The sequence below is a fragment of the Paraburkholderia sp. BCC1884 genome, from assembly GCF_900996225.1.
In the GTDB taxonomy this organism is placed as follows: Bacteria; Pseudomonadota; Gammaproteobacteria; order Burkholderiales; family Burkholderiaceae; genus Paraburkholderia.
Genome location: NZ_CAAJGL010000123.1, coordinates 226,697 through 250,948, shown reverse-complemented (window position 1 = coordinate 250,948; position 24,252 = coordinate 226,697). Strand labels below are relative to the sequence as shown.

Annotated in this window: 23 protein-coding genes; 16 read left to right on the top strand and 7 right to left on the bottom strand. The window is 60.7% G+C overall.

Annotated features, from left to right (window positions below):
- Positions 1-208 precede the first annotated feature (208 nt).
- Positions 209-2,914, top strand: coding sequence for an ATP-dependent Clp protease ATP-binding subunit (locus tag FQ705_RS28740; protein ID WP_144147271.1), 2,706 nt, complete (start codon positions 209-211; stop codon positions 2,912-2,914).
- A gap of 9 nt (positions 2,915-2,923) precedes the next feature.
- Positions 2,924-3,187, top strand: coding sequence for a hypothetical protein (locus tag FQ705_RS28735; protein WP_144147268.1), 264 nt, complete (start codon positions 2,924-2,926; stop codon positions 3,185-3,187).
- Positions 3,188-3,220: 33 nt separating this feature from the next.
- Here FQ705_RS28735 and FQ705_RS34220 read toward each other — a convergent pair whose 3' ends face one another.
- From FQ705_RS34220 to FQ705_RS28725, 3 genes are read right to left on the bottom strand one after another with little or no spacing between them, the layout of a single operon-like run.
- Positions 3,221-3,364 (bottom strand): hypothetical protein, encoded by a 144-nt coding sequence (locus FQ705_RS34220; protein WP_186308043.1) that lies wholly within the window; start codon positions 3,362-3,364, stop codon positions 3,221-3,223.
- A gap of 14 nt (positions 3,365-3,378) precedes the next feature.
- Positions 3,379-4,377, bottom strand: a complete 999-nt coding sequence (cydB, locus tag FQ705_RS28730; protein ID WP_144147265.1) for a cytochrome d ubiquinol oxidase subunit II — start codon at positions 4,375-4,377, stop codon at positions 3,379-3,381.
- A 41-nt stretch (positions 4,378-4,418) separates the two neighbouring features.
- Complete coding sequence (locus tag FQ705_RS28725) at positions 4,419-5,816, bottom strand: cytochrome ubiquinol oxidase subunit I (protein WP_144147262.1); 1,398 nt, start codon at positions 5,814-5,816, stop codon at positions 4,419-4,421.
- 547 nt (positions 5,817-6,363) lie between these two features.
- Between FQ705_RS28725 and FQ705_RS28720 the strand changes: the two genes are divergently transcribed.
- Positions 6,364-6,855 (top strand): DUF3331 domain-containing protein, encoded by a 492-nt coding sequence (locus tag FQ705_RS28720; RefSeq protein WP_144147259.1) that lies wholly within the window; start codon positions 6,364-6,366, stop codon positions 6,853-6,855.
- Between the two features lie 769 nt (positions 6,856-7,624).
- Here FQ705_RS28720 and FQ705_RS28710 read toward each other — a convergent pair.
- Both FQ705_RS28710 and FQ705_RS28705 read right to left on the bottom strand, forming a co-directional pair.
- Positions 7,625-7,933, bottom strand: a complete 309-nt coding sequence (locus FQ705_RS28710) for a DUF4148 domain-containing protein (RefSeq protein WP_186308041.1) — start codon at positions 7,931-7,933, stop codon at positions 7,625-7,627.
- A 58-nt stretch (positions 7,934-7,991) separates the two neighbouring features.
- Positions 7,992-8,288: a DUF4148 domain-containing protein gene (locus FQ705_RS28705; RefSeq protein WP_144147250.1), complete on the bottom strand. Its 297-nt coding sequence runs from the start codon at positions 8,286-8,288 to the stop codon at positions 7,992-7,994.
- A gap of 446 nt (positions 8,289-8,734) precedes the next feature.
- On the opposite strand from FQ705_RS28705, the gene FQ705_RS28700 reads away from it, so the two are divergent.
- The 8 genes from FQ705_RS28700 (at position 8,735) to FQ705_RS28665 (ending at position 16,727) form a co-directional block, all read left to right on the top strand.
- The gene (locus FQ705_RS28700; protein WP_144147247.1) at positions 8,735-8,938 is read left to right on the top strand and encodes a DUF1656 domain-containing protein; all 204 of its coding nucleotides are present in this window, start codon (positions 8,735-8,737) and stop codon (positions 8,936-8,938) included.
- 46 nt (positions 8,939-8,984) lie between these two features.
- Entirely contained in the window at positions 8,985-9,947 is a 963-nt protein-coding gene (locus FQ705_RS28695) for an HlyD family secretion protein (RefSeq protein ID WP_144147244.1), read from the top strand.
- Positions 9,948-10,108: 161 nt separating this feature from the next.
- Positions 10,109-11,542 carry an aldehyde dehydrogenase family protein gene (locus FQ705_RS28690; protein WP_144147242.1) on the top strand — a complete coding sequence of 478 codons (1,434 nt, stop codon included), beginning with the start codon at positions 10,109-10,111 and terminating at the stop codon, positions 11,540-11,542.
- A gap of 43 nt (positions 11,543-11,585) precedes the next feature.
- Positions 11,586-11,801 (top strand): SDR family NAD(P)-dependent oxidoreductase, encoded by a 216-nt coding sequence (locus FQ705_RS28685; RefSeq protein ID WP_144147239.1) that lies wholly within the window; start codon positions 11,586-11,588, stop codon positions 11,799-11,801.
- Positions 11,802-11,884: 83 nt separating this feature from the next.
- Positions 11,885-12,670, top strand: coding sequence for a type 1 glutamine amidotransferase domain-containing protein (locus FQ705_RS28680; RefSeq protein WP_144147236.1), 786 nt, complete (start codon positions 11,885-11,887; stop codon positions 12,668-12,670).
- A gap of 62 nt (positions 12,671-12,732) precedes the next feature.
- On the top strand, positions 12,733-13,188 hold the full coding sequence (locus FQ705_RS28675; RefSeq protein WP_144147233.1) for a (2Fe-2S)-binding protein: 456 nt from the start codon (positions 12,733-12,735) through the stop codon (positions 13,186-13,188).
- A 1-nt stretch (position 13,189) separates the two neighbouring features.
- Positions 13,190-15,436: a xanthine dehydrogenase family protein molybdopterin-binding subunit gene (locus FQ705_RS28670; RefSeq protein ID WP_144147230.1), complete on the top strand. Its 2,247-nt coding sequence runs from the start codon at positions 13,190-13,192 to the stop codon at positions 15,434-15,436.
- 13 nt (positions 15,437-15,449) lie between these two features.
- On the top strand, positions 15,450-16,727 hold the full coding sequence (locus FQ705_RS28665) for a cytochrome c (protein ID WP_144147227.1): 1,278 nt from the start codon (positions 15,450-15,452) through the stop codon (positions 16,725-16,727).
- Between the two features lie 46 nt (positions 16,728-16,773).
- Here FQ705_RS28665 and FQ705_RS28660 read toward each other — a convergent pair whose 3' ends face one another.
- Together FQ705_RS28660 and FQ705_RS28655 are read right to left on the bottom strand one after the other, a co-directional pair.
- Entirely contained in the window at positions 16,774-17,880 is a 1,107-nt protein-coding gene (locus FQ705_RS28660; RefSeq protein ID WP_144147224.1) for an NADH:flavin oxidoreductase/NADH oxidase, read from the bottom strand.
- Positions 17,881-18,034: 154 nt separating this feature from the next.
- Positions 18,035-18,988: a LysR family transcriptional regulator gene (locus FQ705_RS28655; RefSeq protein WP_144147221.1), complete on the bottom strand. Its 954-nt coding sequence runs from the start codon at positions 18,986-18,988 to the stop codon at positions 18,035-18,037.
- 99 nt (positions 18,989-19,087) lie between these two features.
- Here FQ705_RS28655 and FQ705_RS28650 point away from each other — a divergent pair, with 99 nt between their 5' ends.
- The 5 genes from FQ705_RS28650 to FQ705_RS28630 all read left to right on the top strand — a co-directional run bounded on the left by FQ705_RS28650 (position 19,088) and on the right by FQ705_RS28630 (position 24,223).
- Positions 19,088-20,110: an aldo/keto reductase gene (locus FQ705_RS28650; protein WP_144147218.1), complete on the top strand. Its 1,023-nt coding sequence runs from the start codon at positions 19,088-19,090 to the stop codon at positions 20,108-20,110.
- Positions 20,111-20,120: 10 nt separating this feature from the next.
- A complete protein-coding gene (locus FQ705_RS28645; RefSeq protein ID WP_144147215.1) occupies positions 20,121-20,546 on the top strand; it encodes an SRPBCC family protein in 426 nt (141 codons plus the stop codon).
- 146 nt (positions 20,547-20,692) lie between these two features.
- Entirely contained in the window at positions 20,693-21,889 is a 1,197-nt protein-coding gene (locus FQ705_RS28640) for an MFS transporter (RefSeq protein ID WP_144147212.1), read from the top strand.
- Between the two features lie 121 nt (positions 21,890-22,010).
- Positions 22,011-22,805: an SDR family NAD(P)-dependent oxidoreductase gene (locus tag FQ705_RS28635; RefSeq protein WP_144147209.1), complete on the top strand. Its 795-nt coding sequence runs from the start codon at positions 22,011-22,013 to the stop codon at positions 22,803-22,805.
- 188 nt (positions 22,806-22,993) lie between these two features.
- Positions 22,994-24,223 carry an MFS transporter gene (locus tag FQ705_RS28630; RefSeq protein ID WP_144147206.1) on the top strand — a complete coding sequence of 410 codons (1,230 nt, stop codon included), beginning with the start codon at positions 22,994-22,996 and terminating at the stop codon, positions 24,221-24,223.
- Positions 24,224-24,252 lie beyond the last annotated feature (29 nt).

Genomic DNA, 24,252 nt, shown 5'->3' with positions numbered 1-24,252 from the left:
CGCCAGCCTCCCGCATTGTTTTTCGTGATCGATGTGGATTTTGCCGATCCGAACACGCTACACCGCATGCCAATACATCCCATGCTATAACCGGTTTCGATAAGGTAGGTGGTGTCCGCCATTCGACTATCCATCGCACGCCCGCGTCGGCGCAGCCTTGTGACGTGACGTGCTTGTCCGCTTCGCCCTCGCATGGAGATTCCAGACCATGGCTCGATTGCTTTGCGATATCTGCGGCGTAAGGCCCGCGACGGTCAGACTCGCCGTCCTCCAGAACGGCCAGCGACGCGTGCTCGATGTTTGCGATTTTCACTACGCTCAGATCACTCGTCACCAACGGGCGATCTCTCCGCTGGAGGCATTGTTTGGCGGCGCTCAGGCGTCGGAGCTGGACACTGGCGGTACGCAGCAGTCGATGGAAGGCACCGACTCGGTGAGCATCGAGCAGCATTTCAGCGAGCTTGCTCGCGAAATGTTGCAGCGGGCGGCGGAAGTTGCCGTGCAATGGGGGCGTCGCGAGGTCGACACGGAACACCTTTTGTATGTGCTGGCCGAAAACGCCGGTGTCGTGGCCATTTTGAACGCGCTCGGCGTCAACGCCGAACAGGTGCGCGGCTATGTCGATGCCAATGCAGAAAAGCTCGGCGGAGCCGCGCCTCGTGAGAACGAGCCGATTGGCGTGTCACCGCGGTTGAAAAGCGCCTTGGAACGCGCCTTCGTGGCATCGAGGCAACTCGGGCACAACTATGTTGGGGCAGAGCATCTGCTGATCGGGCTCAGTGAGGTGCCGGAAAGTTTCGCGGGGCAATTGCTTGCGCGACTGGGTATCCAGAGGCAAACCTTGCGCCGGCAGACGCTTCTCGCGTCGGGCGCGCAGGAGCACCCATCGGCAGTTCGCCAGCCTTCCCCTACGCCCGAGCTCGACAAATACAGCCGCGACCTCACCGCTCTGGCAACCGAAGGCCGGCTCGATCCGGTGATCGGCCGCTCGAGCGAAATCGAGACGATGGTCGAAGTACTTGCGCGCCGACGGAAGAACAACCCGGTGCTGATCGGCGAACCGGGTGTCGGCAAGACAGCCGTTGTCGAAGGCCTCGCACAGAGAATGATCAATGGCGACGTGCCCGAATCACTGCGCAACAAGCGACTCGTCGAATTGAACGTCAATTCGCTGGTCGCGGGCGCCAGATACCGCGGCGAATTCGAGGAACGCGTGAAGAAGGTCGTCGACGAAGTTCTTGCGCATCAGGACTCGCTGGTGTTGTTCGTCGACGAGGTTCATACGATCGTGGGCGCGGGGCAGGGCGGCAATGAGGGAGGGCTCGACATCGCCAATGTCATCAAGCCGCCCATGGCACGCGGCGAACTCAATCTGATCGGCGCGACGACTCTCGCCGAATATCAGAAGTACATCGAGAAAGATGCGGCCCTTGAGCGTCGTTTTCAGCCGGTGCTGGTTCCCGAGCCGAGCGTCGTGCAGACCATCAATATTTTGCGCGGATTGCGCGACAGACTCGAGGCCCATCACAAGGTCACCATTCAGGACGATGCCATCGTGGGTGCAGCCGAGCTATCGGATCGTTATATCACCGGACGTTTTCTGCCGGATAAGGCGATCGATCTGATCGATCAGGCAGCGGCGCGCGTCAACCTCTCGTCGACTTCCCGGCCTGCCGCCGTACTCGAGTTCGAATCCGAACTGAGGCAACTGCGCCGCGAACAGGATTACGCCGCGTCGCGCAAACTGTTCGACCGGGCGCACGCGCTCGATAGCGAAATTGCCACCAGGGAACAGGCGCTGCGCGATGCGACAGCTGCGTGGCAACAGAGCGTGGGCACCCATACCTCGCACGTGAGCATGACCGAGGTTGCCGAGATCGTGGCGAGGCTGACGGGTATTCCGGTAGCGCAGTTGACTGCCGAAGAGAAGAAGCGGCTTCTCGATATGGAAAAGCGCTTGCATCTGCGCGTCATCGGTCAGGACGAGGCGGTTGTCGCCGTTAGCGACGCGATTCGTCGTTCCCGCGCCGGTCTGCAGGCACGCCATCGTCCGACGGCGGTTTTTCTGTTTCTCGGACCGACGGGCGTAGGCAAGACGGAACTGGCGAAGGCGCTGGCAGAAGTCGTGTTCGGCGACGAAGACGCGATGCTGCGCTTCGACATGAGCGAATACATGGAACGACACACGGTCGCGCGGTTGATTGGAGCGCCGCCGGGTTACGTCGGCTACGACGAAGGCGGCCAGTTGACGGAACGCGTTCGTCGCAAACCCTACAGTGTGATTCTCCTCGACGAAATCGAGAAGGCGCATCCCGATGTGTACAACGTGCTGCTTCAGGTTTTCGACGACGGCCGGCTGACTGACGGCAAGGGTCGTGTCGTCGATTTCAGCAATACGCTGATCATCGCGACCAGCAACCTCGGGGCCGATGTGATCGCAGGGCAGAAGCGCGCCGGCCCCGGCTTTCTTGGCGAGGGAGGTTCAGCCTCGGTGCAGGGCGGTGTGATGAACGTGCTACGGCAGCATTTCAGACCGGAGTTCATCAATCGCATCGACGACATCATTCTTTTCAAGTCGCTGAGCCGTGAAGAGACGCGGCACATCGTGCGCCTGCAACTCGAAAACGTCAGCCGGATGGCAAGCGGTCAGAATGTCGATCTGGTTTTCGACGAGTCCATTGTCGATCATCTGGCCGCGGAAGGTTATCGTCCGGAATTCGGCGCGCGGGAATTGCGTCGGCAAATTCAGCAGCAGGTAGAAAACCAGTTGGCGAAAGCGATGCTTGGCGGCAGTGTGTTGGAAGGCTTGCGCGTCGTGTGTCGTTACGATGCGGAGAAGAAAGAGGTGACCTTCGAGCCAGCCGGCGAACAGCAACAGCAACCGGCCGATGCTCAAGACGAAACGGTGGAGTAAGGGGCGGATATGAAGCTGTCGACTATCGGCGTGGCGCTAACGCTCGCATGCGGTGCGGGTTCGGCGCTGGCCTACACGATCAAGACGTATCACGGCGTGGGCGCAAGCAAGATCGAGGCATGTACCTTGGCCAAGCAGGCTGCGGAATCGCCCGACGAAGAAGTCGCGCACGGGCGCCTGATTAAAGTCAGCGCTTGCAACTGTACTGTCACGAGCAAACCGGGCGCGCCCAGGCAGTGGAGCTGTCTGGTCCAGTCCACTCACGATCGATAGCAGATGCATACCGCCAGAAGCGGGCTGGCCACGCTAGTGACGCATGGCTGCGGCAACCATGAGGTGAAAGGGCAGCGCGAGCAGTACCGTGCCGCCAAACCCCACTAGCCACAATAAGACGAACCACATCATGCGCTTTCCGAACGTGGATTCCGACCCGGATGACGAGTTCGACATGGCGAAGCGCTCCGTTAATGATATTGACTTTCTGGGTCGACTTTTCCGCGGAAGACCCAATAGCCCGCGGTCGTATAAACACAAATCACCGGAATGATGATCACCGCACCGACAAGCGTGAACAGCTGACTGGAGCGAGGCGAAGCCGCATCCCACAGCGTCACGCTATTTGGAATGGCATACGGCCATATACTCACCAGAAGGCCGATATAACCCAGCAAAATTAGGACGAGGCATAGCACGAACGGAGCGGCCTCCAGTTTGCGCTTGACCGCGTTGTACATCAGCACCGCAGTAATCGCGACCAGCACGGGGATGGGATATAACCTGTAACGAAATGTCGAGCTGAACCAGCGCGAGGCGATCTGCGCATCCGTCAGCGGCGTCCAGATGCTCACAGCCAGGACGAATCCGAGCAAGGCGAGCGTGAGCGGCCACACGAGTGTGCGAAGGCGAGCCTGAAAATCCCCCTCGGTTTTCATCACGAGGTAGGTAGCGCCCTGAAGGGCGTAGGTGAACATCAGGCCCATCCCCGTGAAAAAGCTGAAGGGCGTTACCCAAAAAAACGGATCGCCTGAAAAAACACCGTTGCTCACGGGGATGCCATGAAGATACGCACCCAGGATCACACCCTGGAAGAATGCTGCGCCCGCGGAGCCGCAGATAAACGCGAGGCTCCAGACATTTTTCGTACGCGTAGCCTTGCCGCGCACTTCGAATGACACGCCGCGAAAAATCAGGCAAACCAGCATGAAGATGATCGGGAGATAGAGGCCCGACAGCGCCACCGAATAGACCAGCGGAAAGGCAGCGAACAGCGCGGCGCCGCCGAGCACGAGCCACGTTTCATTGCCGTCCCATACCGGTGCGATGCTATGCATCATCATGTCCCGCTCGGAATCGGCGGGGAAGAATGGAAAGATCATCCCGACGCCGAGGTCGAACCCGTCGAGGACGATGTACATAAACAGACCCAGGGCGATGATGGCGGCCCATATCACAGTGACATCCATGCCACCCTCCTTTGCGCCGAACCGGCTTGGTTGACCCGCACTTACTCGGTGGCGGCCGCAGCAAGCGGACGTCGGCCGCTCGCTTCCGCCGGCTGGGCGGGCGCGGAGACCGATGCGTGATCTTCTGCGTGACCTGGACCCACGAAAATAAGCTTCAGGATGTAGTAAATGCCCGTACCGAATACGAGGCTATAGACCATGATAAAAATCAGCAGTGATAGCCCCGCGCTTTGTGCGGTCAAGGGCGACACCGCGTCTTTGGTTCGAAGGACACCGTAGACCACCCACGGTTGACGGCCCGCCTCGGTAGTAATCCAGCCGGCGATCAACGAGACGATGCCCATTGGTCCCATGAGAACCGTCAACCACTGGTAGGGGCGAAACTCGAACAGTTTTCCGCCGCGCCGAAGAAGCGCGCCCACGATCGCGGTCAGGATCATCAGCACGCCGAGGCCGGCCATGATGCGGAACGTCCAGAAGATCAGCGACGAGTTAGGACGGTCTTCCTTGGGGAATTCCTTCAGGCCGCGGATTTCGCCGTCCCAGCTATGCGTGAGGATCAGGCTGCCGAGATGCGGAATCTTGATGGCATAACGAGTCTGTTCGGCTTGCATGTCCGGAAAGCCGATGAGATTGAGCGAAGTGCCGCCCTTCTCGGTCTCCCACAGACCTTCGATGGCGGCAATCTTGGCCGGCTGATAGTGACGCGTGTTCAGACCGTGCTGATCGCCGACGAGCGCCTGGATAGGGGCGAGTACGAGCAATAGCCACAGCGCCATGGAGTACATGGTCCTTACTTCAGGGTCCCGCCGACCGCGCAGCAGGTGCCATCCCCCCGTCCCGGCGACGATCAGCGCCGCGACGATAAAGGCGGCCATCGTCATGTGCGCGAGTCGATAGGGGAACGAGGGGTTGAAGATGATGGCCAGCCAGTCCACCGGCACGACGTGCCCGTTCTCGATTCTGTAGCCCTGCGGCGTTTGCATCCAGCTATTGGAGGACAGTATCCAGAACGTCGAGATCAGCGTACCGATCGCAACGAGTACCGTGGCCGCGAAGTGAGCTTTGGGCCCGACCTTGTCCCAGCCGAACAGCATGATGCCGAGGAACCCCGCTTCGAGAAAGAAAGCGGTCATCACTTCGTACGTGAGAAGCGGACCCGTGATCGGACCGGCGAATTTCGCGAAGCCCGACCAGTTGGTGCCGAACTGATACGCCATCACCACGCCGGAGACCACGCCCATTCCGAAGCCGACGGCGAAGATCCTCGCCCAATAAACGCACAGTTCCTTGTAGTGCGCTTTGCCGGTCTTCAGATAGCAACCTTCGAGCACGGCCAGAAAGCTGGCAAGCCCAATGCTGATGGCGGGAAAAATAATGTGAACGGACACCGTGATGGCGAACTGCAGCCGTGACAGATCCAGCGCGTTGGCGTCCATCGTTATCACCTTTCGTTAAGGCATGCGAATTTCATGTCTCGGCACACCCTGGTTCTGTGGGCATACGATGCAGGGCACACGTTCGGGCACCGCTGACTCTTCTCTCCCGATAGCAGAACACTAACCCGAGGGGGCGCGTCGCGAAATCGTACTGCAGTATGGTGAGAATGTACGGCAGCCGCAGCACCCTATACCCGCGTATAGGGTGGTTGTTGGCGCACCGTATCCGATTGCCGATGAAAGGGTACCCAACGCGACTACAGCGAGTGTCGATCGGGGATGCCCACGCGATACCGCCGCGACCGCGCGCTGCGAGCGCGTCCAAATGGTTTGAAGGTGTCGCGATCCATTTCCTCGACACCGCGAACGTCACTCATTTCGATATCACGCTAAACAAAGGTATGGGGTTGCGCATTGTTCCTTGATGGGCCGCAACCCATCGTAGGGCTGGCCCGTCGCGTCCCGCGGAGATATCTTGGGTACAGGCCTGCGGCTCTCGCAACAACAGTCCGCAAGCGTCGAATGTCACTGTCGAATGGAGGCGCAAATGCTGCTAGATGCAACCCTCGTCGATCCGTGGACCCAAACGATCAATCTTCTGTCATTGCCCGTGGGTCCGAAAATCGCCATCGAAGAAGCCTTTGAAACCGTTGTGAGACGCAGGCCTTGTGTCGAAAGCAGTGTCTCGAAGTGGCAGCCGTCTGTGCGGGTCATCGACCGGCCCAGCGCGTTGACGGTCACGCTCGATTGGCGAGATCCGACGAGGTGCTGTTATCGCGAACAGTTGTGGGTATCTGCGCGAGCACGCGTGTCCGGCCGCTGCGCGATGAGCGGGGCCGCGATCCTCCCAGGCGATGAGATATTTCGTCCTCGTCCGGCCAGGCCGACGCCTCGCAACGTGGGTGCAATGGTACTGGCGTCGGCTGTGGATGCGTGCGCCCCCGTCGAATTGCCACCGGACCAGCCGCGCAACGGGCTACGTATCGACGGCGGCTTAGCCGTCCGCATGCCGCACGTGTTGGCTGAAACTGAAAGCTAGAGCTGAATGCCGGATGGTGCTGACATAGCGGTGCACTACGCGTCGAATCGATGACGCGCGGCGTACCGCTTCGGCCGCACTCGCTGCTTTGACGGCCTGCGTCGCCGCGATCATCTGGACTGGCGCGCCCGCCGCCGGAGCGGTCGCGTCCAGAGCGAGTATCGCGGATCAGTTCAAGGGCACGCGCCATATCCTCCGCAGTCACGCGTTCTGGAAAATGGCGACGTTCTCCGCGCTGCCCCAGGCGGTGTTCTATGCGATGCAGTCGTTGTGGGCGGCCGCTTTAGTTGCCGCCCTCCGGTATTTCGCGCCCAGTCAACGCAAGAATCCCACCACTTACGCTGTCGAGTCCTGACGAGCGATACAGACATTGCATCCGGAACCGACGGTCGTCTTGTCAGCGAGGCTGAATACCTACTGACGATCGGGCGACGTTCTTTCGGTGCCGGACTGAGTCCCGTATGTCTCGACTCCGCCTGCATCGGTTCCATTTGCGGCATCGATTTTCCGGTGCCGGGAAAAGAACGAATGGTCACCGGGTCCTCGCTGTGAGGCTGGTGCACCCGTATCAGGACGGTAGAAAGGCGCCGGACCGTATCCGCTCGCAAAGGCTGGCGATGCAAGAGAAGCGGTCACAGCGAAGAGGAGTCCCGCGATAAGGCTGCGGTGCATGGTAAACCTCCAGTCATGAATACAGTCACGTCAAGCCGGACCTTGACATCGTTACGGATAGCAGTTGGCGTTGCCGGTTGAAACGACGGGCGCCGCATTAAGGCTGTCTCGCTGGGTTCGATATCGATGCGTTGTCGGGTTCGGAAGCGGATCGTGGTCCGGGCTCCGCTTCACCTGGCGAAAGTTGCGAGCGCTTCTTCGCGGCGACACGCTGCTCCGCCGCCTCGATGTCATAAGGGAAGCGCAAGCTGGACGCCTGTGCCGGCCGATAGCCGACATCTTCGAGATCGCGCAGATCCTGAAGAACCTGCTCACGGGTGAGCGGTCCATTCGCGTTCTGCGCGAACGTAACAGGCGGGAATGCCATGATTACCGCAAGCAGAGCGGTAGTACGCAGCGGCTTCAATTTCATCTCCGTTAGCGAAGATACGAAGTAGACCGTGTGCGATGGAGGCATGACGCCTTCAAGGCAAGCGTGCGCCCGGCGCAGGCAAGCTCCCCGCTATGCTCGCACCAGCACCTACGGAATCGCCTCGCGATGCCGGCGTCTCCGGTGTCAGACGGGCTTCCGCGGCCTCGATGTCGGCAGGATAGCTAGCATCTTCAGCGCGAGCAGGGTTATAGCCGGCGTGCTCGATTTGTCGCAACTCTGCCTTGACCTCCGAGCGGCTGACAGGATCGTTGGACTGCGCCGAAGACGCGAGCGGAGTCGCCAGAGTAACGGCGGCCAGCAACGCAAGCGCGAGTGAATGTGTCTTCATGATCGTAACCTCCAGTACTTTCGGATCACCAAGGCTTCAAAAATACACGGCTGGATCAAATAGATCAGGACGCCGTGCCATTTCGAATGAAGGCGTGGTGTCGAGAAATACTGGCTCGACGCAAGCGAATCTCAATCGCTTGGGCGTGGTCGCGACTTGAATGACGGTGATTCCCACCGCGAATGCATCGAATGTTAGTTTGTCTTCGAAATTCGCCGTGCGTAGCGGAAAACGTGTCGTTTCCAGCCGCAGTAATATGCGAAGCAAGATGACTTCCCGGAAGCAAGCGACGCCATCTTTCCCGCAGGCGAGATGGTATGGCTGATGCCTCAGGCAATCTCCGCAAAGTCGGAAGCTCACAATGATTCCAACGAACGGCTCGTCTATCTGGCTTGGCCTGGATGGCACGTTCCCCAGACATAGATCGACCCACTCAGGTGAAGGCGATGCCCGTTGAAATCGAGTTGTTCGGATTCCTCGCACCCGTGCTGCTGCTCGTGTTTGTTGCGAGCGTGGTGGTTTTCATAGCGCTAGACCTACTGCTGGCAAGAGTCGGCGTATATCGGTTTGCGTGGCATCCCGGTCTTTTCCGAGTAGCGCTATTCGCATCGTTGTTCTGCGGGGCGGCGCTCATCATCCAGAAAGCGTGACAGCCAACTACGCACCGGACGGTGCGTCGAGCGAACGGGGCGGAAGATGAACAAGCAGTATCTCATTCGAATCGCCGTAACGCTGGTTGCGTTAGTGATCGCCCTCCTGCTGATTCATGCGATCTGGCAACGATACATGTATGCACCCTGGACGCGTGACGGGCGCGTTCGCGCGAATGTGATCAACCTGTCGACCGATGTGTCCGGTCTCGTCAAGGAAGTGCGGGTCAAGGATAACGAGTGGGTCCGCAAGGGTGAAGTGCTCTATGTGCTGGACCCGGATCGCTTCAGATATGCGGTGCAGCAGGCCGATGCGGACACGGAGCGGGCGAAGGCGCAATTGCAACAGGCCGAGTCGCTGATGAATGCCAGCTTGTTCGAATCGAAAATGCGCAAAGACCAGGCCGCCCGGCGCGAAAAGTTGTCGGGCGATGTCGTATCGGAAGAAATACGCTCGGACTACGCGCTGCAATCGCAGCAATCTCACTCGGCACTCGACGCCGCACGGGCCGCTTATACAGCGGCACAAGCCAGCCTGAAGGCGGCGCTCGTGCGGCAGGAAACGGCTCGTCTCGACCTCGTGAGAAGCGAGGTGCGCGCGCCCACCGACGGCTACATCACCAATCTGAACCTTTACCCCGGTGACTTCTCCAGCGCGGGCGTGGCGCGCATGGCCATGATCGATTCAAACTCGTTCTGGGTGTATGGCTATTTCGAGGAGACGAAAATCCAGGGGGTGCACGTAGGCGACAAGGCGACCATCCAGTTGCTGGGCGGCAATGTCGACATCGACGGTCATGTGGACAGCATCGCGAGCGGAATTGTCGACCGCGACAATCCTACCGGCTCGGGCGAACTGCTTGCCAACGTGGACCCGATATTCACGTGGGTACGGCTGGCTCAACGTGTGCCGGTGCGCATCCATCTCGACCGCGTACCGAACGGCATTCATATCGCGATGGGTATGACCTGCACCATTACGCTGGATTCAAAGCGTCCGGCGCGTTGAGATGCGTCGTGGAAAGCGGACATTCGCAGTCGTTTCTGGAAAGACGCCTGGTCGGTCGCCGACTATTCTCGACCTTGGTGTGAGTGGCGTACGGCAGTTCTGGAAAGACCGGGGCTTCGTTTCGACGCTACGCGCCGTGGTCAATCGAAGGAGAGCGTGCCATGCTGCAGAAGAGTTACCCGTACTACATCGCCAATGAGGCGGTCGCGGCGAATACCGATCTTGAGGTCACCGATAAATTCAGCGGCGAAGTGGCCACGCGCGTAGCGCTGGCCGACGCGAAGGCGATCGACAAGGCGATTGGCCTGGCCGTTGCGGCTATGCCGGCGATGCGCGCGTTTGCCCCGTTCAAACGTCAAGCCGTACTCGAACACTGCGTGAAGCGTTTTGGCGAACGCTTCGATGAAATGGCGATGGCGCTTTGCATCGAAGCCGGTAAGCCGATCAAAGACTCGCGCGGCGAAGTGAGCCGCTTGATCGATACATTCAAGGTCGCGGCGGAAGAATCGGTGCGCATTGGCGGTGAAATCCTGAACCTCGAAATCTCGGCGCGCGCCAAGGGTTATCACGCGTATGTGAAGCGTGTACCGATAGGCCCCTGTTCGTTTATTTCGCCATTTAATTTTCCTCTGAATCTGGCCGCTCACAAAGTCGCGCCCGCACTTGCGGCAGGCGTGCCGTTCGTGCTGAAGCCGGCGAGCCGCACGCCGATCGGCGCACTGATTATCGGTGAAGTTCTGGCTGAAACAGATTTGCCAAAGGGCGCATTTTCGATCCTGCCGGCGCATCGTGACGGTGCCGATCTCTTCACCACCGACCCCCGGTTCAAGCTGATGTCGTTTACCGGCTCGCCGGCCGTCGGCTGGGATCTGAAGGCAAAGGCGGGCAAGAAGAAAGTGGTGCTGGAGTTGGGCGGCAATGCGGCCGTGATCGTCGATGGAGATCAGGGCGACAAACTCGACTACGTCGTGGATCGACTTGCCTTCGGCGCGTATTACCAGTCGGGGCAAAGTTGCATCGGCGTGCAGCGGATCATCGTGCACGCGTCTATTTACGATGCGCTGCGCGAGAAGCTGATCGCGAAGACGAAGTCTCTGAAGATGGGTGACCCGAAGAACGAGGAAACATTCGTCGGTCCCATGATCTCCCTGTCGGAGTCGCGGCGCCTCTCCGGCTGGATGGAGAGTGCCGTCGCGGCGGGTGCAAAGATCATCGCGGGTGGCAAGGTGGACGGCGCGATGTTCGAAGCGACGCTGCTGGAGAGTGTCGGGCGCGAGACGGACCTGTATCGCAAAGAGGCATTCGGCCCGATCGCCATTCTCGAGAAATTCGATGACTTCAACCAGGCGCTCGACGTCGTCAACGCCAGCGACTTCGGCCTGCAAGCGGGCATTTTCACCGATTCGTTAGCCCATGCGTATCGAGCCTGGGACGACCTCGACGTGGGCGGTGTGGTCATCAACGACGTGTCGTCGTTCCGCGTCGACAACATGCCCTATGGCGGCGTGAAGGATTCGGGCATCGGCCGCGAAGGGGTGCGCTACGCGATCGAAGACATGACCGAGATGCGCCTGATGGTGATGCGCCAGATGTGACGGAATTCCGGGTTGAACTAACCACTGCCGAATAGGTATCGCCATGAGCGCGGGTATTGAAGGGAAAGTCGTACTGATTACGGGTGGCAGCACCGGCATTGACGCCCAAGTGGCCCGCCTGCTCGCGAGTAATGGCGCGAAGGTTGCCGTCGCGGCTCGCCGTAAAGAGAAGCTCGATGAAGTGGTGGCCGGGATCGAGGGCGCGGGTGGTGCCATTGCCTACGCGCCAGGCAGGACTTCTAGCGCACGACTGCAGTAGGGCAAAGCTATTTTTTGTGGCGTGTCGGATCACGAGACGCACTCACGGGTGACGGCGCTTTAAATCAGGCCAACGGAGGCTATATGAGTAAGGGAACGGTATTGATCGTAGGATCGAATGCGGACAAACTCGAACTGCGAGGCGGGCAGGTTGCTTCGATTGGAACCTACCTGAACGAGCTGGTCGTACCGGCGATGGCGCTCGTGGAGGGCGGATACGAAATCGTGCTCGCTACCCCTACGGGCGGAAAGCCGATCATCGACGAAGTTTCTCGCAGCGCTGCGCATTTCAACAACAGCACTAAGGCCTTCCAGGCCGCGCTCGACTTTTTCAACGCCTATCCGGCGATGACCAAGCCGCGCACATTGCGCTCCGTGATCGACGGAGGTCTGGATGAGTACGCTGCCGTATTCGTTCCTGGAGGCCACGCGCCGATCATCGACATATCCCAGGATCCCGATACTGCCGTGATCCTGCGTCACTTCCACGGCAAGGCCAAGCCGACTGCGTTGCTGTGTCACGGCCCCATTACGTTGATCGCAGCGGTGCCGGAAATGACAGAGTTTCGCGCCGCCCTGGAAAAGGACGACATGGCCGCCGCCAAGGCGGTCGGAGGCGGCTGGCAGTATGCCGGCTACAAAATGACGATCTTCTCCGACCAGGAAGAAAAGATCGCCGAAGACCAGTTGCTGAAAGGCAAGATGAAATTTTACGTGGGCGATGCGCTGCAGGCCGCCGGAGGCATTCTCACGAGCAATACCCAGGCTTTCGAACCCCACGTCACACGCGATCGCGAGCTCATCACGGGCCAGAATCCCCGTTCCGATCATGGCCTCGCCGACGCCTTGCTCAAAGCCCTGAACGAGTGAATGGCTGAACCCGGGTCGGGGTTTAGCCCCGACCCGACCAATAACGAGGTCGGAGAACTGCAATGATCGAGCTCAATATCAACGGCCAGCCTCATCCCGTTGATGCGCCGCCGGACATGCCCGTGCTTTGGGTGTTGCGCGACATCGTCGGGCTCACCGGCACGAAATTCGGCTGCGGCATCGCCCAGTGCGGCGCTTGCACGGTGCATCTGGACGGTGTTGCCGTGCGTTCGTGCGTGCTGCCGGTCGCCGCGGTCGGTGACCGGGCTATCACGACGATCGAGGCCGTCGGCGACACGCCGGTCGGCAAGCGCGTTCAGGCGGCGTGGCGCGCAATCGACGTGGTCCAGTGCGGCTACTGTCAGTCCGGCCAGGTGATGCAGGCGGCGTCGCTACTGACCCAGAATCCGAAACCGAGCGATGCCGACATCGATACCGCGATGTCGGGAAACATCTGCCGCTGTGGCACGTACAACCGCATTCGCGCGGCGATCAGGCAGGCGGCGGGAGGGGCGTGACATGTCGCAAGGACTGCTCGACGCGCAGAACGGGAAAAAGCACGAATACGAGACCCCACCTTTCACTCGCCGCGCATTTCTGAAGTTCGGCGCAAGTGTCGTCGCACTATCGGGCGGTGGTCTGCTGGTCGGTTTCAGCATGCAGGCGCGTAGTCAGGGCGGCAATGACGATTTGCGCAAGACGGTGATCGGCGGCGACGGTGTGGAGACGCCGCAAGAGGGCGTGTTCTCCCCGAATGCATTCGTTCAGATCGATAAGGCCGGCAAAGTCACGCTGATCATCCCGAAGGTTGAAATGGGACAGGGCGTGTACACATCGATTCCGATGTTGATCGCCGAGGAGCTGGAAGTGCCGCTCGACAGCGTGACGGTCGATCATGCTCCGCCCAATGAAAAGCTCTTCACGGACCCGTTGCTAGGTGGCCAGCTAACGGGCGGCTCGACGTCGATCCGCTACGCCTGGGAGCCGATGCGCCGTGCGGGTGCCACGACACGCGCGCTGCTCGTCAATGCGGCCGCACAGCAGTGGCAAGTCGAACCTTCGACGTGCCACGCGGAAAATGGACAGGTGGTTCACACCGACACGAAACGCAGCATTGCCTACGGTCAACTGGTCGATGCCGCGGCGAAGTTGCCCGTACCGCAGAACGTACCGTTGAAGGATCCGAAGAACTTCAAGCTGATCGGCACGACGGCAAAGCGTCTCGATTCGCCGGAGAAAGTGGATGGCACCGCAATGTTCGGGCTCGATGTCCGTTTGCCCGACATGGTGTACGCGGCGATCGTCAATTGTCCGGTGTTCGGCGGTACGCTGGCGAGCGTCGACGACTCGGCCGCGAGGACGATTGCGGGCGTGCGTCAGATCGTGAAAATCGACAATGGTGTCGCCGTGATTGGCGATCACACGTGGGCCGCGAAACGCGGGGCGGCGGCGTTGAAGATCGTATGGAACGAGGGCGCCGGCGCTGCGGTTTCGACGCAAACGATCGTCGACGATCTGGCCAACGCGTCGCTGCGCGACGGTGCCGTTGCGCGTAAGGACGGCGATGTGGACGCTGCGTTCTCCCACGCAAAGACGCGCATGGATGCCGTCTACCAGCAACCGTTTCTCGCACATGCGACGATGGAGCCGATCAACTGCACGGTGCACGTCCGTGCGGACGGCTGCGATATCTGGGTCGGCACCCAGGTGCCCACGCGTGCCGTCGATGCCGGCGTCAAAGTGACGGGCCTGCCCGCCGACAAAATAGTGGTGCATAACCATCTGCTCGGCGGCGGCTTTGGACGGCGGCTGGAAGTCGATGCGATCACGCAGGCATTGAAGGTCGGCAAGCAGCTGAACGTGCCGGTGAAAGTGACCTGGACGCGCGAGGAAGACATCCAGCACGACATGTACCGTCCTTACTACTACGACAAAATCTCGGCGGGGCTGGACGCGAATGGCCGACCGGTCGCGTGGCAGCATCGCATCGTCGGGTCGTCGATCATCGCGAGGTTTGCCCCTGCGTTCGTCAAGAATGGCGTGGATCCCGATGCGGTCGAAGTATCCGCCAGCCTTCCCTATGAATTGCCGAATCAGTTGATCGACTACGTGCGTCAGGAGCCCCACGATATTCCCACCGCATTCTGGCGGGGCGTGGGTCCAACCCGCGGCACGTTCGTTGTCGAAAGTTTTATCGACGAACTCGCGGCGCAAGCCAAAGTCGACCCGGTGAAATACCGGCAGGATCTGCTCGGCAAGTCACCGCGCGCACTGAATGTTCTGAACGTTGCGGCGCAGGCGGCGGGTTGGGGTCGTGCGGTAGGTAAAGGGCAAGGGCGCGGCGTGTCGGTGATGCACGCGTTTGGCAGTTTCTTTTCGATGGTCGCCGATGTGACGGTGGAGCAGGGCGAGGTCAGAGTGAATCGCGTGGTGTGCGCCGTCGATTGCGGGATGGTCGTCAATCCGAACACGGTGGAAGCGCAGATTCAGGGCGGTGTGATCTTCGCAATCACTGCGGCGCTCTACAGCGAAATCACGATCGAACGTGGGCGAGTGCAGCAGAACAACTTCACCGACTATCGCATTCTGCGCATCAACGAAACGCCTGAGATCGACGTGCATATCGTGAAGAGCGGCGAAGCGCCGGGCGGAATCGGCGAGCCCGGCACGGCCGCGGCGATGCCTGCGCTCGCCAACGCGATCTATGCAGCGACGGGCAAGCGGCTACGGCGCTTACCCGTAGGCAGCCAGTTGCAGACTGCGTAAAGGACGGCCGACCATGACAAGCGTATTGAAGGCATTCGCGATCGGGTGCGTGCTCGCGCCGTCTCTGGTGTCGGTCCATGCCGATGCCGCCGACACCGACCTCATCAAGCGGGGCGAATACCTCGCGAAAGCCGGGGACTGCGCCGCATGCCATACCGTGGCGCCCGGCAAGCCATTCACGGGCGGCCTGAAGATGATTACGCCGATGGGCGCGATCTACTCGACGAATATCACGCCTGATCCGGACGTGGGCATCGGTCGCTACAGCGAGGAAGACTTCAGGCGTGCGATGCGCGAAGGTGTCGCGAGAGACGGTCGTAACCTGTACCCCGCGATGCCGTATCCGTCGTACGCAAAGGTGAACGACGACGACATGCGGGCGCTCTACGCGTACTTCATGAAAGGCGTCGCGTCTGTGAAGCAGCCGAACCGGGAATCGGACATCAAATGGCCTCTCAACATGCGCTGGCCGCTGAAGTTCTGGAACATGGTGTTTCTCGACAAAGGCGCTTACCAGAACAAGCCGGAGCACGACGTCGCATGGAATCGCGGCGCGTATCTCATCCAGGGCCTCGGACATTGCGGCTCGTGTCATACGCCGCGCGGCGTTGCCTTCCAGGAGAAGGCGCTCGATGAAAGCGGCCGTGCGTATCTCTCCGGCGGTCCTGTCGACAACTGGTTTGCATCGAATCTGACGGGAGACCATAACGCGGGCTTGGGGCGCTGGTCGGACGCGGATATTGGCCAATTCCTGAAGACAGGGGCGAACCAGCATGCGTCGGCCTTCGGTTCGATGACGAGCGTGATCAACAACAGCACGCAGTCGATGACCGACGCCGATGTCGGCGCTATCGCGCGTTATCTGAAGTCACTGCCGGCACAGGGAGGCGCGGGCGGCCCCGCTTATTCCTACGATCCGAAAGCGACCAGGGTGTCGCTCGCCCGTCCTGCCAACAATGCGGGTAGCCGCGTCTACACGACTTACTGCATGCATTGTCATGGTGTCGATGGACGTGGTTTCGCACCGATGCTCGCGCCGCTTGCCGACAATCCTAACGTGCTGGAAAAGACGCCGCTGTCGTTGATCAACGTGACGCTGAATGGTACGGAGGACATCGTGCTTGGCGGCGTGCCCGCGCCCTACCCGATGCCGAAATACGCACCGGTGCTAAACGATCAGCAGATCGCCGATGTGTTGACTTTCATCCGAGCCGGTTGGAACAACGGTGCGCCGGCGGTCGACGCGGCCGAAGTCGCGAAGCTGAGGAAGGCAACGCATGCGGCACGATGACCGATCGATCACCGTATCGCCGCAGGCGTAACGTCCGCTTGCGTCGCTATTCGCTTTCGAACAGTTCCTTGAAGCGACGAGGTTGAGAGCGGAGATAGGGATTGGGCGCGTGAATTCTTGCCCCGAGTTCCGCGGCGGCGTGCCACGGCCAGCGCGGGTCATAGAGTATGGTGCGGGCCAGTGCGATGAGATCGGCTTCACCGGTGCTGATGATGGCCTCGGCCTGCTGGAATTCCGTGATGAGCCCGACGGTCACCACGGGCATCCTGACCGCCTCCTTGACGGCGCGCGCGAGCGGTACCTGGTAATTCGGTCCCACGGGAATCTGCTGCGCGGGATGCAAGCCGCCGCTGGTCACGTGGATGGCGTCGCAACCCAGCGCCTCGACTGCCTGCGAGAAGGCGATGGTCTGTTCCAGGTCCCAGCCTCCGTCGACCCAATCGGTCCCTGAGATCCGGACCGTGACCGTCTTGTTCGCGGGAAATGCCTCGCGCACCGCGCTGAACACTTCGAGTGGATAGCGCATCCGGTTTTCGAGCGAGCCGCCGTATTCGTCTTCGCGTCGGTTGGACAACGGGGAGATGAACTGATGCAACAGATAACCGTGGCCGACGTGCAATTGGATCGCGTCGATGCCTAACCTGTGCGCGCGGCGCGTGGCGGCGACAAAAGCTTCGCGAACACGCAGCAGCCCGTCACGATCGAGCGCGACCGGCGGCAGTTGGCTGTCCTGGTAGGGTACCGCCGACGGTGCCTCCGTTTGCCAGCCTAGAGGGGAATCGGGCGGAAACTGGTGGGCTTTCTTCCAGGGCACCTCGGTCGATGCCTTGCGCCCCGCGTGGTTCAACTGGATGGCGATGGGAACGTCGGAGCAGTAGCGGACCGCTTCGAGCGTGCGGCGCATCGCGGCTTCCGTCGCGTCGTCGTAGAGTCCGACATCCGCGTACGTGATGCGGCCTTCGGGCACCACGGCGGTCGCTTCGATGGTCAGCAACGCCGCGCCGGAGATGGCGAGATGTCCCAGATGAACGAGATGCCAGTCGTTCATGCAGCCATCTTTTGCCGAGTACTGGCACATTGGTGCGATGACGATTCGATTGGTCAGATCGAGTCTGCCCACCTTGATCGGCGTAAAAAGAGCGGGTTTCGACAAGATAGCCTCCTTGCGTTGCTCGCTCATACTGACTTAATCCGTGTTGCGCCTCTTTCGCAATCCGAGGAAATTTTTCATTTCACCCGGTCAGACCTCAGAAAATTTTTAATCTGGCGGCGATGCGTTGACGATTCGAAGCGCCGATGTCTTCGCCTTACTTTCCGGTCCCCGCCAATGCCGGGGTTTTCGAGGACAGCGCCGGCGCGCTAGCGAGCATCGCGCTCGAATCCAGCAGTGTCAGGCGGAAATGTTCGACCAGCGGCCGCAGATTGATGCGATGCCAGACCGCCCACAGCGCGCTACGGTAGCTAAACCATGACAACTCGTGCAGCACGACACCGTCCGGTGCCTGATGGCGAAGACTCTGCTGGACCATCGTCAGCCCAAGCCCGGCTGCGACGAGACCCAAAGCCGCAAGAGGCTCCGTCGCTTCCAGGGCGATGTTGGGCGTGAAGCCCGCCTTCGCGCAAGCGGCCACGAAGTTGTCATGACGCAATGCGCCTTCCTTATGCATGACGCCGATCCACTTTTGCGCCGCCAGATCGTCGGCGGTGAAATTCTTGGCCTTGGCAAAAGGATGCCCTTCGGGAACGGCCAGCAGCATCGGGTCGTTGAGCACTTGCGCGCACGCGAGTTCAGGGTCGTCGGCAGCGGGTGGCTCGCACACCAGTGCGATATCCAGGCTGCGCTGGCGCAGACCGGTGAGCTGTTGAGCGGAGTGATAGTTGTACAGCGCGATATGGACGTCGGGTCGCTCGACTTGCAGCTCCCGCAGCGCAGTGGGCAGCACGCCCGAATGCATCGCGTTTTCCAGGTAGCCGATGCAAAGACCGCCTTCGTCGCCTCGTCCCAGACGGGCCGCCAGCGACTCGAGCCGGTTCGCGTGCGTCAGAAAGGCCTTCGTTTCTTCAAGGAAGGTCCGTCCATCGGTGGTCAGGCGGATGCGTTGCTGCGAGCGCTCGAAGAGCGTCAAACCCAGCTTTTCTTCAAGCTGGGCGATTTGCCGGCTGAGCGGCGACTGCGAGATATGCAGGCGTTCGGCAGCGCGCCCGACATGCTCGTCTTCGGCGACTGCCACGAAATAGTGCAACTGGCGGATGTCTAACATTAAGACCTCCTAGGACTTAGATGTTGCATATTATGTCTTAGACAGACTTAAGTTGCCACTCTAGACTGCCTCCACTCAATCAATTTCTGGAGCACCTAGATGAGCATCAAGGATAAATTGCCCGCTGGAACTCAGCTGGGTTTTGGCGCCGCGCCGCTGGGCAACATGTTCCGCAACATCCCCGACCAGGAAGCACTGGCGACGGTCCAGGCCGCCTGGCAACAAGGTGTGCGCTACTTTGACACCGCGCCTTTTTACGGCGCCGGCCTGTCGGAAATCCGCCTTGGCGAAGCGCTGGCGCAGTACAAGCGCGATGAATACGTGCTGAGCACGAAAGTGGGCCGCGTGATTCTCGACGAAGTCGAAGACGTCAGCGCACGCGAGCTCGGCGAGAAAGGCGGCGTGTTCGCTTTTGGCCGACCGAACAAGATCGTCAATGACTACTCCGCGGACGCCACGCTCCGCTCGATCGACGACAGCCTCAAGCGGCTGAAAACCGATCATCTGGAAATCGTCTGGGTGCACGACGTCGCTCAGGACTTCTACGGCGACGAATGGCTGTCCGTGTTCGAAACCGCTCGCAAGGGCGCGTTCCGCGCGCTGACCCGTCTGCGCGAAGAAGGTGTCATCAAGGCGTGGGGTCTCGGCGTCAACAAGGTCGAACCTTGTGAACTGGCGCTCGATCTGGCCGAAGCTCAGCCCGATGGTTTCCTGCTGGCGGGCCGTTATTCGCTGCTCGATCACGACCGTGCATTGCAGCGTCTGATGCAGGCCGCGGCTGCGCGCAAGGTCGAGATCGTCGCGGGCGGCCCGTACAGCTCGGGCGTACTTGCCGGCGGTCCGAACTTCGAATACCAGAAGGCGTCGCCGGAGATCCTCGCGAAGGTGGAGCGCATCAAGGCGATCGCCGCGCGTCATAGCGTCAGCGTGAAGGCGGCCGCACTGCAGTTCGTGCTCGCCAATCCGGCCGTCGCGGCGGTGATTCCGGGTGCGAGCCGTCCCGAGCGCATCGTGGAAGACCAGGCCGCCGTCAAGGAAGTCATTCCGGCCGACTTCTGGCTCGACATGCGTGAGCAGCGTCTGGTTGCCGCCAACGCACCGCTTCCGATCGACAAGGCCTAAGGAGCTGACCATGGCAAACGCCAATGCATCCATCGGGATTTCCGCTTCACCCGATGCCGTGTGGCAATTGATCGGCGGCTTCAATTCGCTGCCCGACTGGCTACCCTACATTCCGGGCAGCGAACTGAGCGAAGGTGGGCGCGTGCGGCGCCTCGCCACGCCGAGCGGCGACGTCATCATCGAGCGGCTGGAAGCGTTCGATAACAGCGCCCGTAGCTACACCTATTCGATTCTGCAGGCGCCGTTCCCCGTCACGCACTATCGCGCGACGTTGCGTGTGCAGGCGTTGGACGATGGGACGTCGAAGGTGGACTGGGTCGGAGAGTTCGCGCCGGTAGGCGTCAGCGACGCCGAAGCAACGGCTCTGTTCGAAGGTATCTATCGGGATGGCCTGCAGGCATTGGCGATGTCGTTCGCCGGCAAAGCCGGACTCTGACGGTTACCTGTTCGAGGCAAGAAGCGCGACAGCGCTTCTTGCCCGTTTTCAATTCGATGGAAATTCACATGACAACTCACGAGCCCGTGGCCGTGCGAGGCGCCGGGACTCGTCGTGCTGCAAACACGCCTGCGCGCGGCAGTGCGATGCACTCATCGACCGACACCCTTTCGGACCCCCGCAATCACGCTCTCGCATTCTTTGCGCTGGCGTTGGGCAGCTTCGCAATCGGTACTTCCGAATTTGCGAGCATGGGCATTCTCCAGCTCTTCGCCGGCGGTCTGCATGTCGATATCCCGACGGCGAGCTACGCGATCACGTCTTACGCGCTCGGCGTCGTGATCGGCGCGCCGCTGGTGACGCTCGCCGCTGCCCGCATGAACCGGCGCGCACTTCTGCTCGCATTGATGTCGCTGTTTGTCGGTGGCAATGTTCTGTCGGCAATGGCGCCCAATCTTGACACCCTGATCGTTGCCCGCTTTATCGCCGGGCTGCCGCAGGGCGCTTACTTCGGTGCCGGGGCCGTCGTGGCGTCGGGCATAGTCGGCAAGGAACGCGCGGGTAAAGCCTTCTCGCTCGTCATGTCGGGGCTGACCGTCGCTACGATCGTCGGGTCGCCGTTCGCGACGTTTCTGGGTCAGTACCTTGGCTGGCGCGATACCTACGCGGCCGTGGCCGGCATCGCGGCCTTGGCGCTGGGTGCGCTGTGGTTGTGGGTGCCGCGTTCGCAGTCTCTCCAGGGCGGCCCGATTGCACAGGAACTGGCGGGGCTGCGCAAACACGCCGTGTGGATCATGATGGCCGTCGCGGCGCTCGCGGTGTCGAGCATCTTCGCCGTGTACACCTTCATTGGTCCGTTCGTGACCGATGGGGCGGGTTTGAGCCGCTCGATGGTGCCGGTGGCGCTCGCGCTTTTCGGCTGCGGGATGACGGCCGGCAACCTGATCGGCGGCCGTCTCGCGGATGCCTATCCCGCGCGGGGATTCGTGATCGGCTTCGGTACGGCGACTTTCGTACTGGCCGCGCTTGCTGCGTTTGGCTCTCACGCCTGGCTGTTATTGCCGGCGCTCTTTGCGGTTGGCGTCACCACGTTGATCGCCATTCCGACTATCCAGGTGCGCTTGACGCGTCTGTCGCCCGAATCGCCGACATTGATGGGCGCGATGAACATGGCCTCGCTCAACGTGGCGAACGCAATCGGCGCGTCGGTCGGTGGCCTGACGATCGGCGCGGGACTCGGTCTTTTCTCGACCGTGTGGGCAGGTTTTGCGCTCACCGTCGTCGGGCTGCTGGTATTCGGCATCGTCGAAGTCAGGTTGCGATCTGCGCAGTTGCGTCGATAGCATCGGAGCCAGACGGCAAGGCCTCTCTGACAAAGCAGCAGACTGCGGCATAGAATCAGATTCTCTTACCTGAGGCGATCCATTGTTAAGGAATGCCTCTTTTTATCACGGAGTCGACAAAGTGAAAATCGATCTATCTGGCAAAACGGCGCTGGTCAGCGCATCGACTGCAGGTATTGGCCTCGCGATTGCAACCGGTCTTGCAGGTTCGGGCGCGGAAACTATCGTGAATGGACGTACGCAAGAAGCCGTCGATCGTGCGATCGCGACAATCCGCGAAACGGCACCCGACGCCAAGGTAAGCGGCGTAGCTGGAGATCTGGGCTCACGCGCGGGAGTCGATGCATTCGTCAAAGCTATACAGAGCACGGATATTCTCGTCAACAATCTGGGTTTCTTCGGTCCCGGCGACCTGTTCAGTACGGACGATGAAGAATGGGAGCGGTACTTCCAGATCAACGTCATGTCGGGCGTGAGACTCACGCGCCACTATCTTCGCGGCATGATGGAGCGCAAGTGGGGGCGTGTCGTTTTCCTCTCCTCCGAATCGGGGCTGAACATTCCACCCGACATGCTCGCCTACTCGTTTTCGAAGACCGCGCAATTGGGCATCGCGCGCGGCATCGCGAAGTTCGCCGCCGGCAGTGGCGTGACCGTGAACTCGGTGTTGCCAGGCCCGACGCTGTCCGACGGTGTACGTGAAATGCTGGCGGACGCGGCGAAGAGCGAAGGCAAGACGATTGAACAGAAGCTGAACGAATTCGTATTGGCGACGCGTGGTTCGTCGATCATCCAGCGAGCGGCGTCGACGGAAGAAGTGGCCAACATGGTCGTGTATGCGTGCTCGAAACAGGCGTCGGCCACGACGGGTGCGGCATTGCGCGTCGATGGCGGCATCGTGGATACGATCGCGTAGTGACGACTGGCACCGCGCGTATCGTTCGCTAATCTCTCTCGTGCAGCTGGACATTTCCCGACGTCGTTAGCGCCGACCGGCAGAGGAGATTTACGCGATCACACGGCTTGCCAGTTTGAATCGTGCCATGCACGTTCGGACAAACGTGAATAGGGTGAGCATGTTGCGTCAGCGAGCAGGAGCCAGACATGCACGAGAAAGCGTACGAGGCGCAGTGTGAATCGGTCAAGGTCCACTGCACCAAAGCATCGGAATCCCGTACGCGCGGGCTCGCCTTGTTTGCATTGGCGTTGGGCAGCTTCTGTATCGGCACTTCCGAGTTCGCGAGCATGGGTGTGCTTCAGCTCTTCGCAGGTAGCCTGGGTCTGAGCATTCCGCAAGCCACCCATGCGATTACCGCATACGCATTCGGTGTGGTGATCGGTGCACCACTCGTCACGCTGATGGCGGCCGGCCTCAACCGGCGCACTCTCTTGCTGTGCCTGATGGCGCTGTTCATCGTAGGGAACCTGTTGTCGGCCGCTGCCATGAACCTCGGCATGTTCATCGCGGCGCGGTTCCTTAGCGGCATGCCGCAGGGCGCCTATTTCGGTGCCGGTGCCGTGGTGGCTTCCTATTTTGTCGGTGAAGGCGGTTCTGGAAAGGCGTTTGCCACCGTCATGGCAGGGCTGACGATCGCCACCATCGTTGGATCGCCGCTCGCGACATTGCTGGGTCAGCATCTCGGTTGGCGGGAAACCTATATTGCCGTGGCTGTCATCGGCATTCTCGCGCTCGCTTTTCTGTGGGTTTGGATACCTCACAACGAAGCACTCAAAGGCGGACCCGTGCGTCAGGAATTGGGTGCGCTGCGCAAGCCGCCCGTGTGGACGACCATGATCGTGGCCGCGCTGGGCGTGGCCAGCATCTTCTCCGTGTACACCTTCATCGGTCCGTTCGTGACCGACGTCGCATCGCTGAAGCCCTCACTGATTCCCCTTGCGCTGGCGTTGTTCGGGGTGGGCATGACAGTCGGCAATCTGGTCGGCGGCCGTCTCGCTGATATGCACGCTTCACTAGGTCTTATGCTCGGTTTCGGCTGTGCGCTGGTGGTGCTCGCCTTGCTGGCGACCTTCGGCGCGCACGAATGGGTACTCATGTTCTCGTTGTTTGGTGTCGGCATGACGATGATGACGGCCATCCCGACGATTCAGGTCCGTCTCACGCAACTCGCCCCCGAAGCACCCACCCTGATGGGGGCGATGAATCTTGCGTCGTTGAATGTCGCCAATGCAATTGGCGCAGCGGCCGGCGGAATGGTGATTGGCGCCGGATGGGGATTGCTGTCGGCGGTGTGGGCGGGGTTCGTACTGACACTCGCAGGTCTTGTCGTGTTTGTCGCTACGTTACCGAGAGCGCGGCAAGCGGTGCCGGTATGAGCGTCGTGACATCCTGTCGCGCACCGGCG

Coding starts and splice junctions, on each gene's coding strand:
- FQ705_RS28740 (WP_144147271.1), top strand. CDS start 209: ATGGCTCGATTGCTTTGCGATATCTGCGGCGTAAGGCCCGCGACGGTC.
- FQ705_RS28735 (WP_144147268.1), top strand. CDS start 2,924: ATGAAGCTGTCGACTATCGGCGTGGCGCTAACGCTCGCATGCGGTGCG.
- FQ705_RS34220 (WP_186308043.1), bottom strand. CDS start 3,364: ATGTCGAACTCGTCATCCGGGTCGGAATCCACGTTCGGAAAGCGCATG.
- cydB (WP_144147265.1), bottom strand. CDS start 4,377: ATGGATGTCACTGTGATATGGGCCGCCATCATCGCCCTGGGTCTGTTT.
- FQ705_RS28725 (WP_144147262.1), bottom strand. CDS start 5,816: ATGGACGCCAACGCGCTGGATCTGTCACGGCTGCAGTTCGCCATCACG.
- FQ705_RS28720 (WP_144147259.1), top strand. CDS start 6,364: ATGCTGCTAGATGCAACCCTCGTCGATCCGTGGACCCAAACGATCAAT.
- FQ705_RS28705 (WP_144147250.1), bottom strand. CDS start 8,288: ATGAAGACACATTCACTCGCGCTTGCGTTGCTGGCCGCCGTTACTCTG.
- FQ705_RS28700 (WP_144147247.1), top strand. CDS start 8,735: ATGCCCGTTGAAATCGAGTTGTTCGGATTCCTCGCACCCGTGCTGCTG.
- FQ705_RS28695 (WP_144147244.1), top strand. CDS start 8,985: ATGAACAAGCAGTATCTCATTCGAATCGCCGTAACGCTGGTTGCGTTA.
- FQ705_RS28690 (WP_144147242.1), top strand. CDS start 10,109: ATGCTGCAGAAGAGTTACCCGTACTACATCGCCAATGAGGCGGTCGCG.
- FQ705_RS28685 (WP_144147239.1), top strand. CDS start 11,586: ATGAGCGCGGGTATTGAAGGGAAAGTCGTACTGATTACGGGTGGCAGC.
- FQ705_RS28680 (WP_144147236.1), top strand. CDS start 11,885: ATGAGTAAGGGAACGGTATTGATCGTAGGATCGAATGCGGACAAACTC.
- FQ705_RS28675 (WP_144147233.1), top strand. CDS start 12,733: ATGATCGAGCTCAATATCAACGGCCAGCCTCATCCCGTTGATGCGCCG.
- FQ705_RS28670 (WP_144147230.1), top strand. CDS start 13,190: ATGTCGCAAGGACTGCTCGACGCGCAGAACGGGAAAAAGCACGAATAC.
- FQ705_RS28665 (WP_144147227.1), top strand. CDS start 15,450: ATGACAAGCGTATTGAAGGCATTCGCGATCGGGTGCGTGCTCGCGCCG.
- FQ705_RS28655 (WP_144147221.1), bottom strand. CDS start 18,988: ATGTTAGACATCCGCCAGTTGCACTATTTCGTGGCAGTCGCCGAAGAC.
- FQ705_RS28650 (WP_144147218.1), top strand. CDS start 19,088: ATGAGCATCAAGGATAAATTGCCCGCTGGAACTCAGCTGGGTTTTGGC.
- FQ705_RS28645 (WP_144147215.1), top strand. CDS start 20,121: ATGGCAAACGCCAATGCATCCATCGGGATTTCCGCTTCACCCGATGCC.
- FQ705_RS28640 (WP_144147212.1), top strand. CDS start 20,693: ATGCACTCATCGACCGACACCCTTTCGGACCCCCGCAATCACGCTCTC.
- FQ705_RS28630 (WP_144147206.1), top strand. CDS start 22,994: ATGCACGAGAAAGCGTACGAGGCGCAGTGTGAATCGGTCAAGGTCCAC.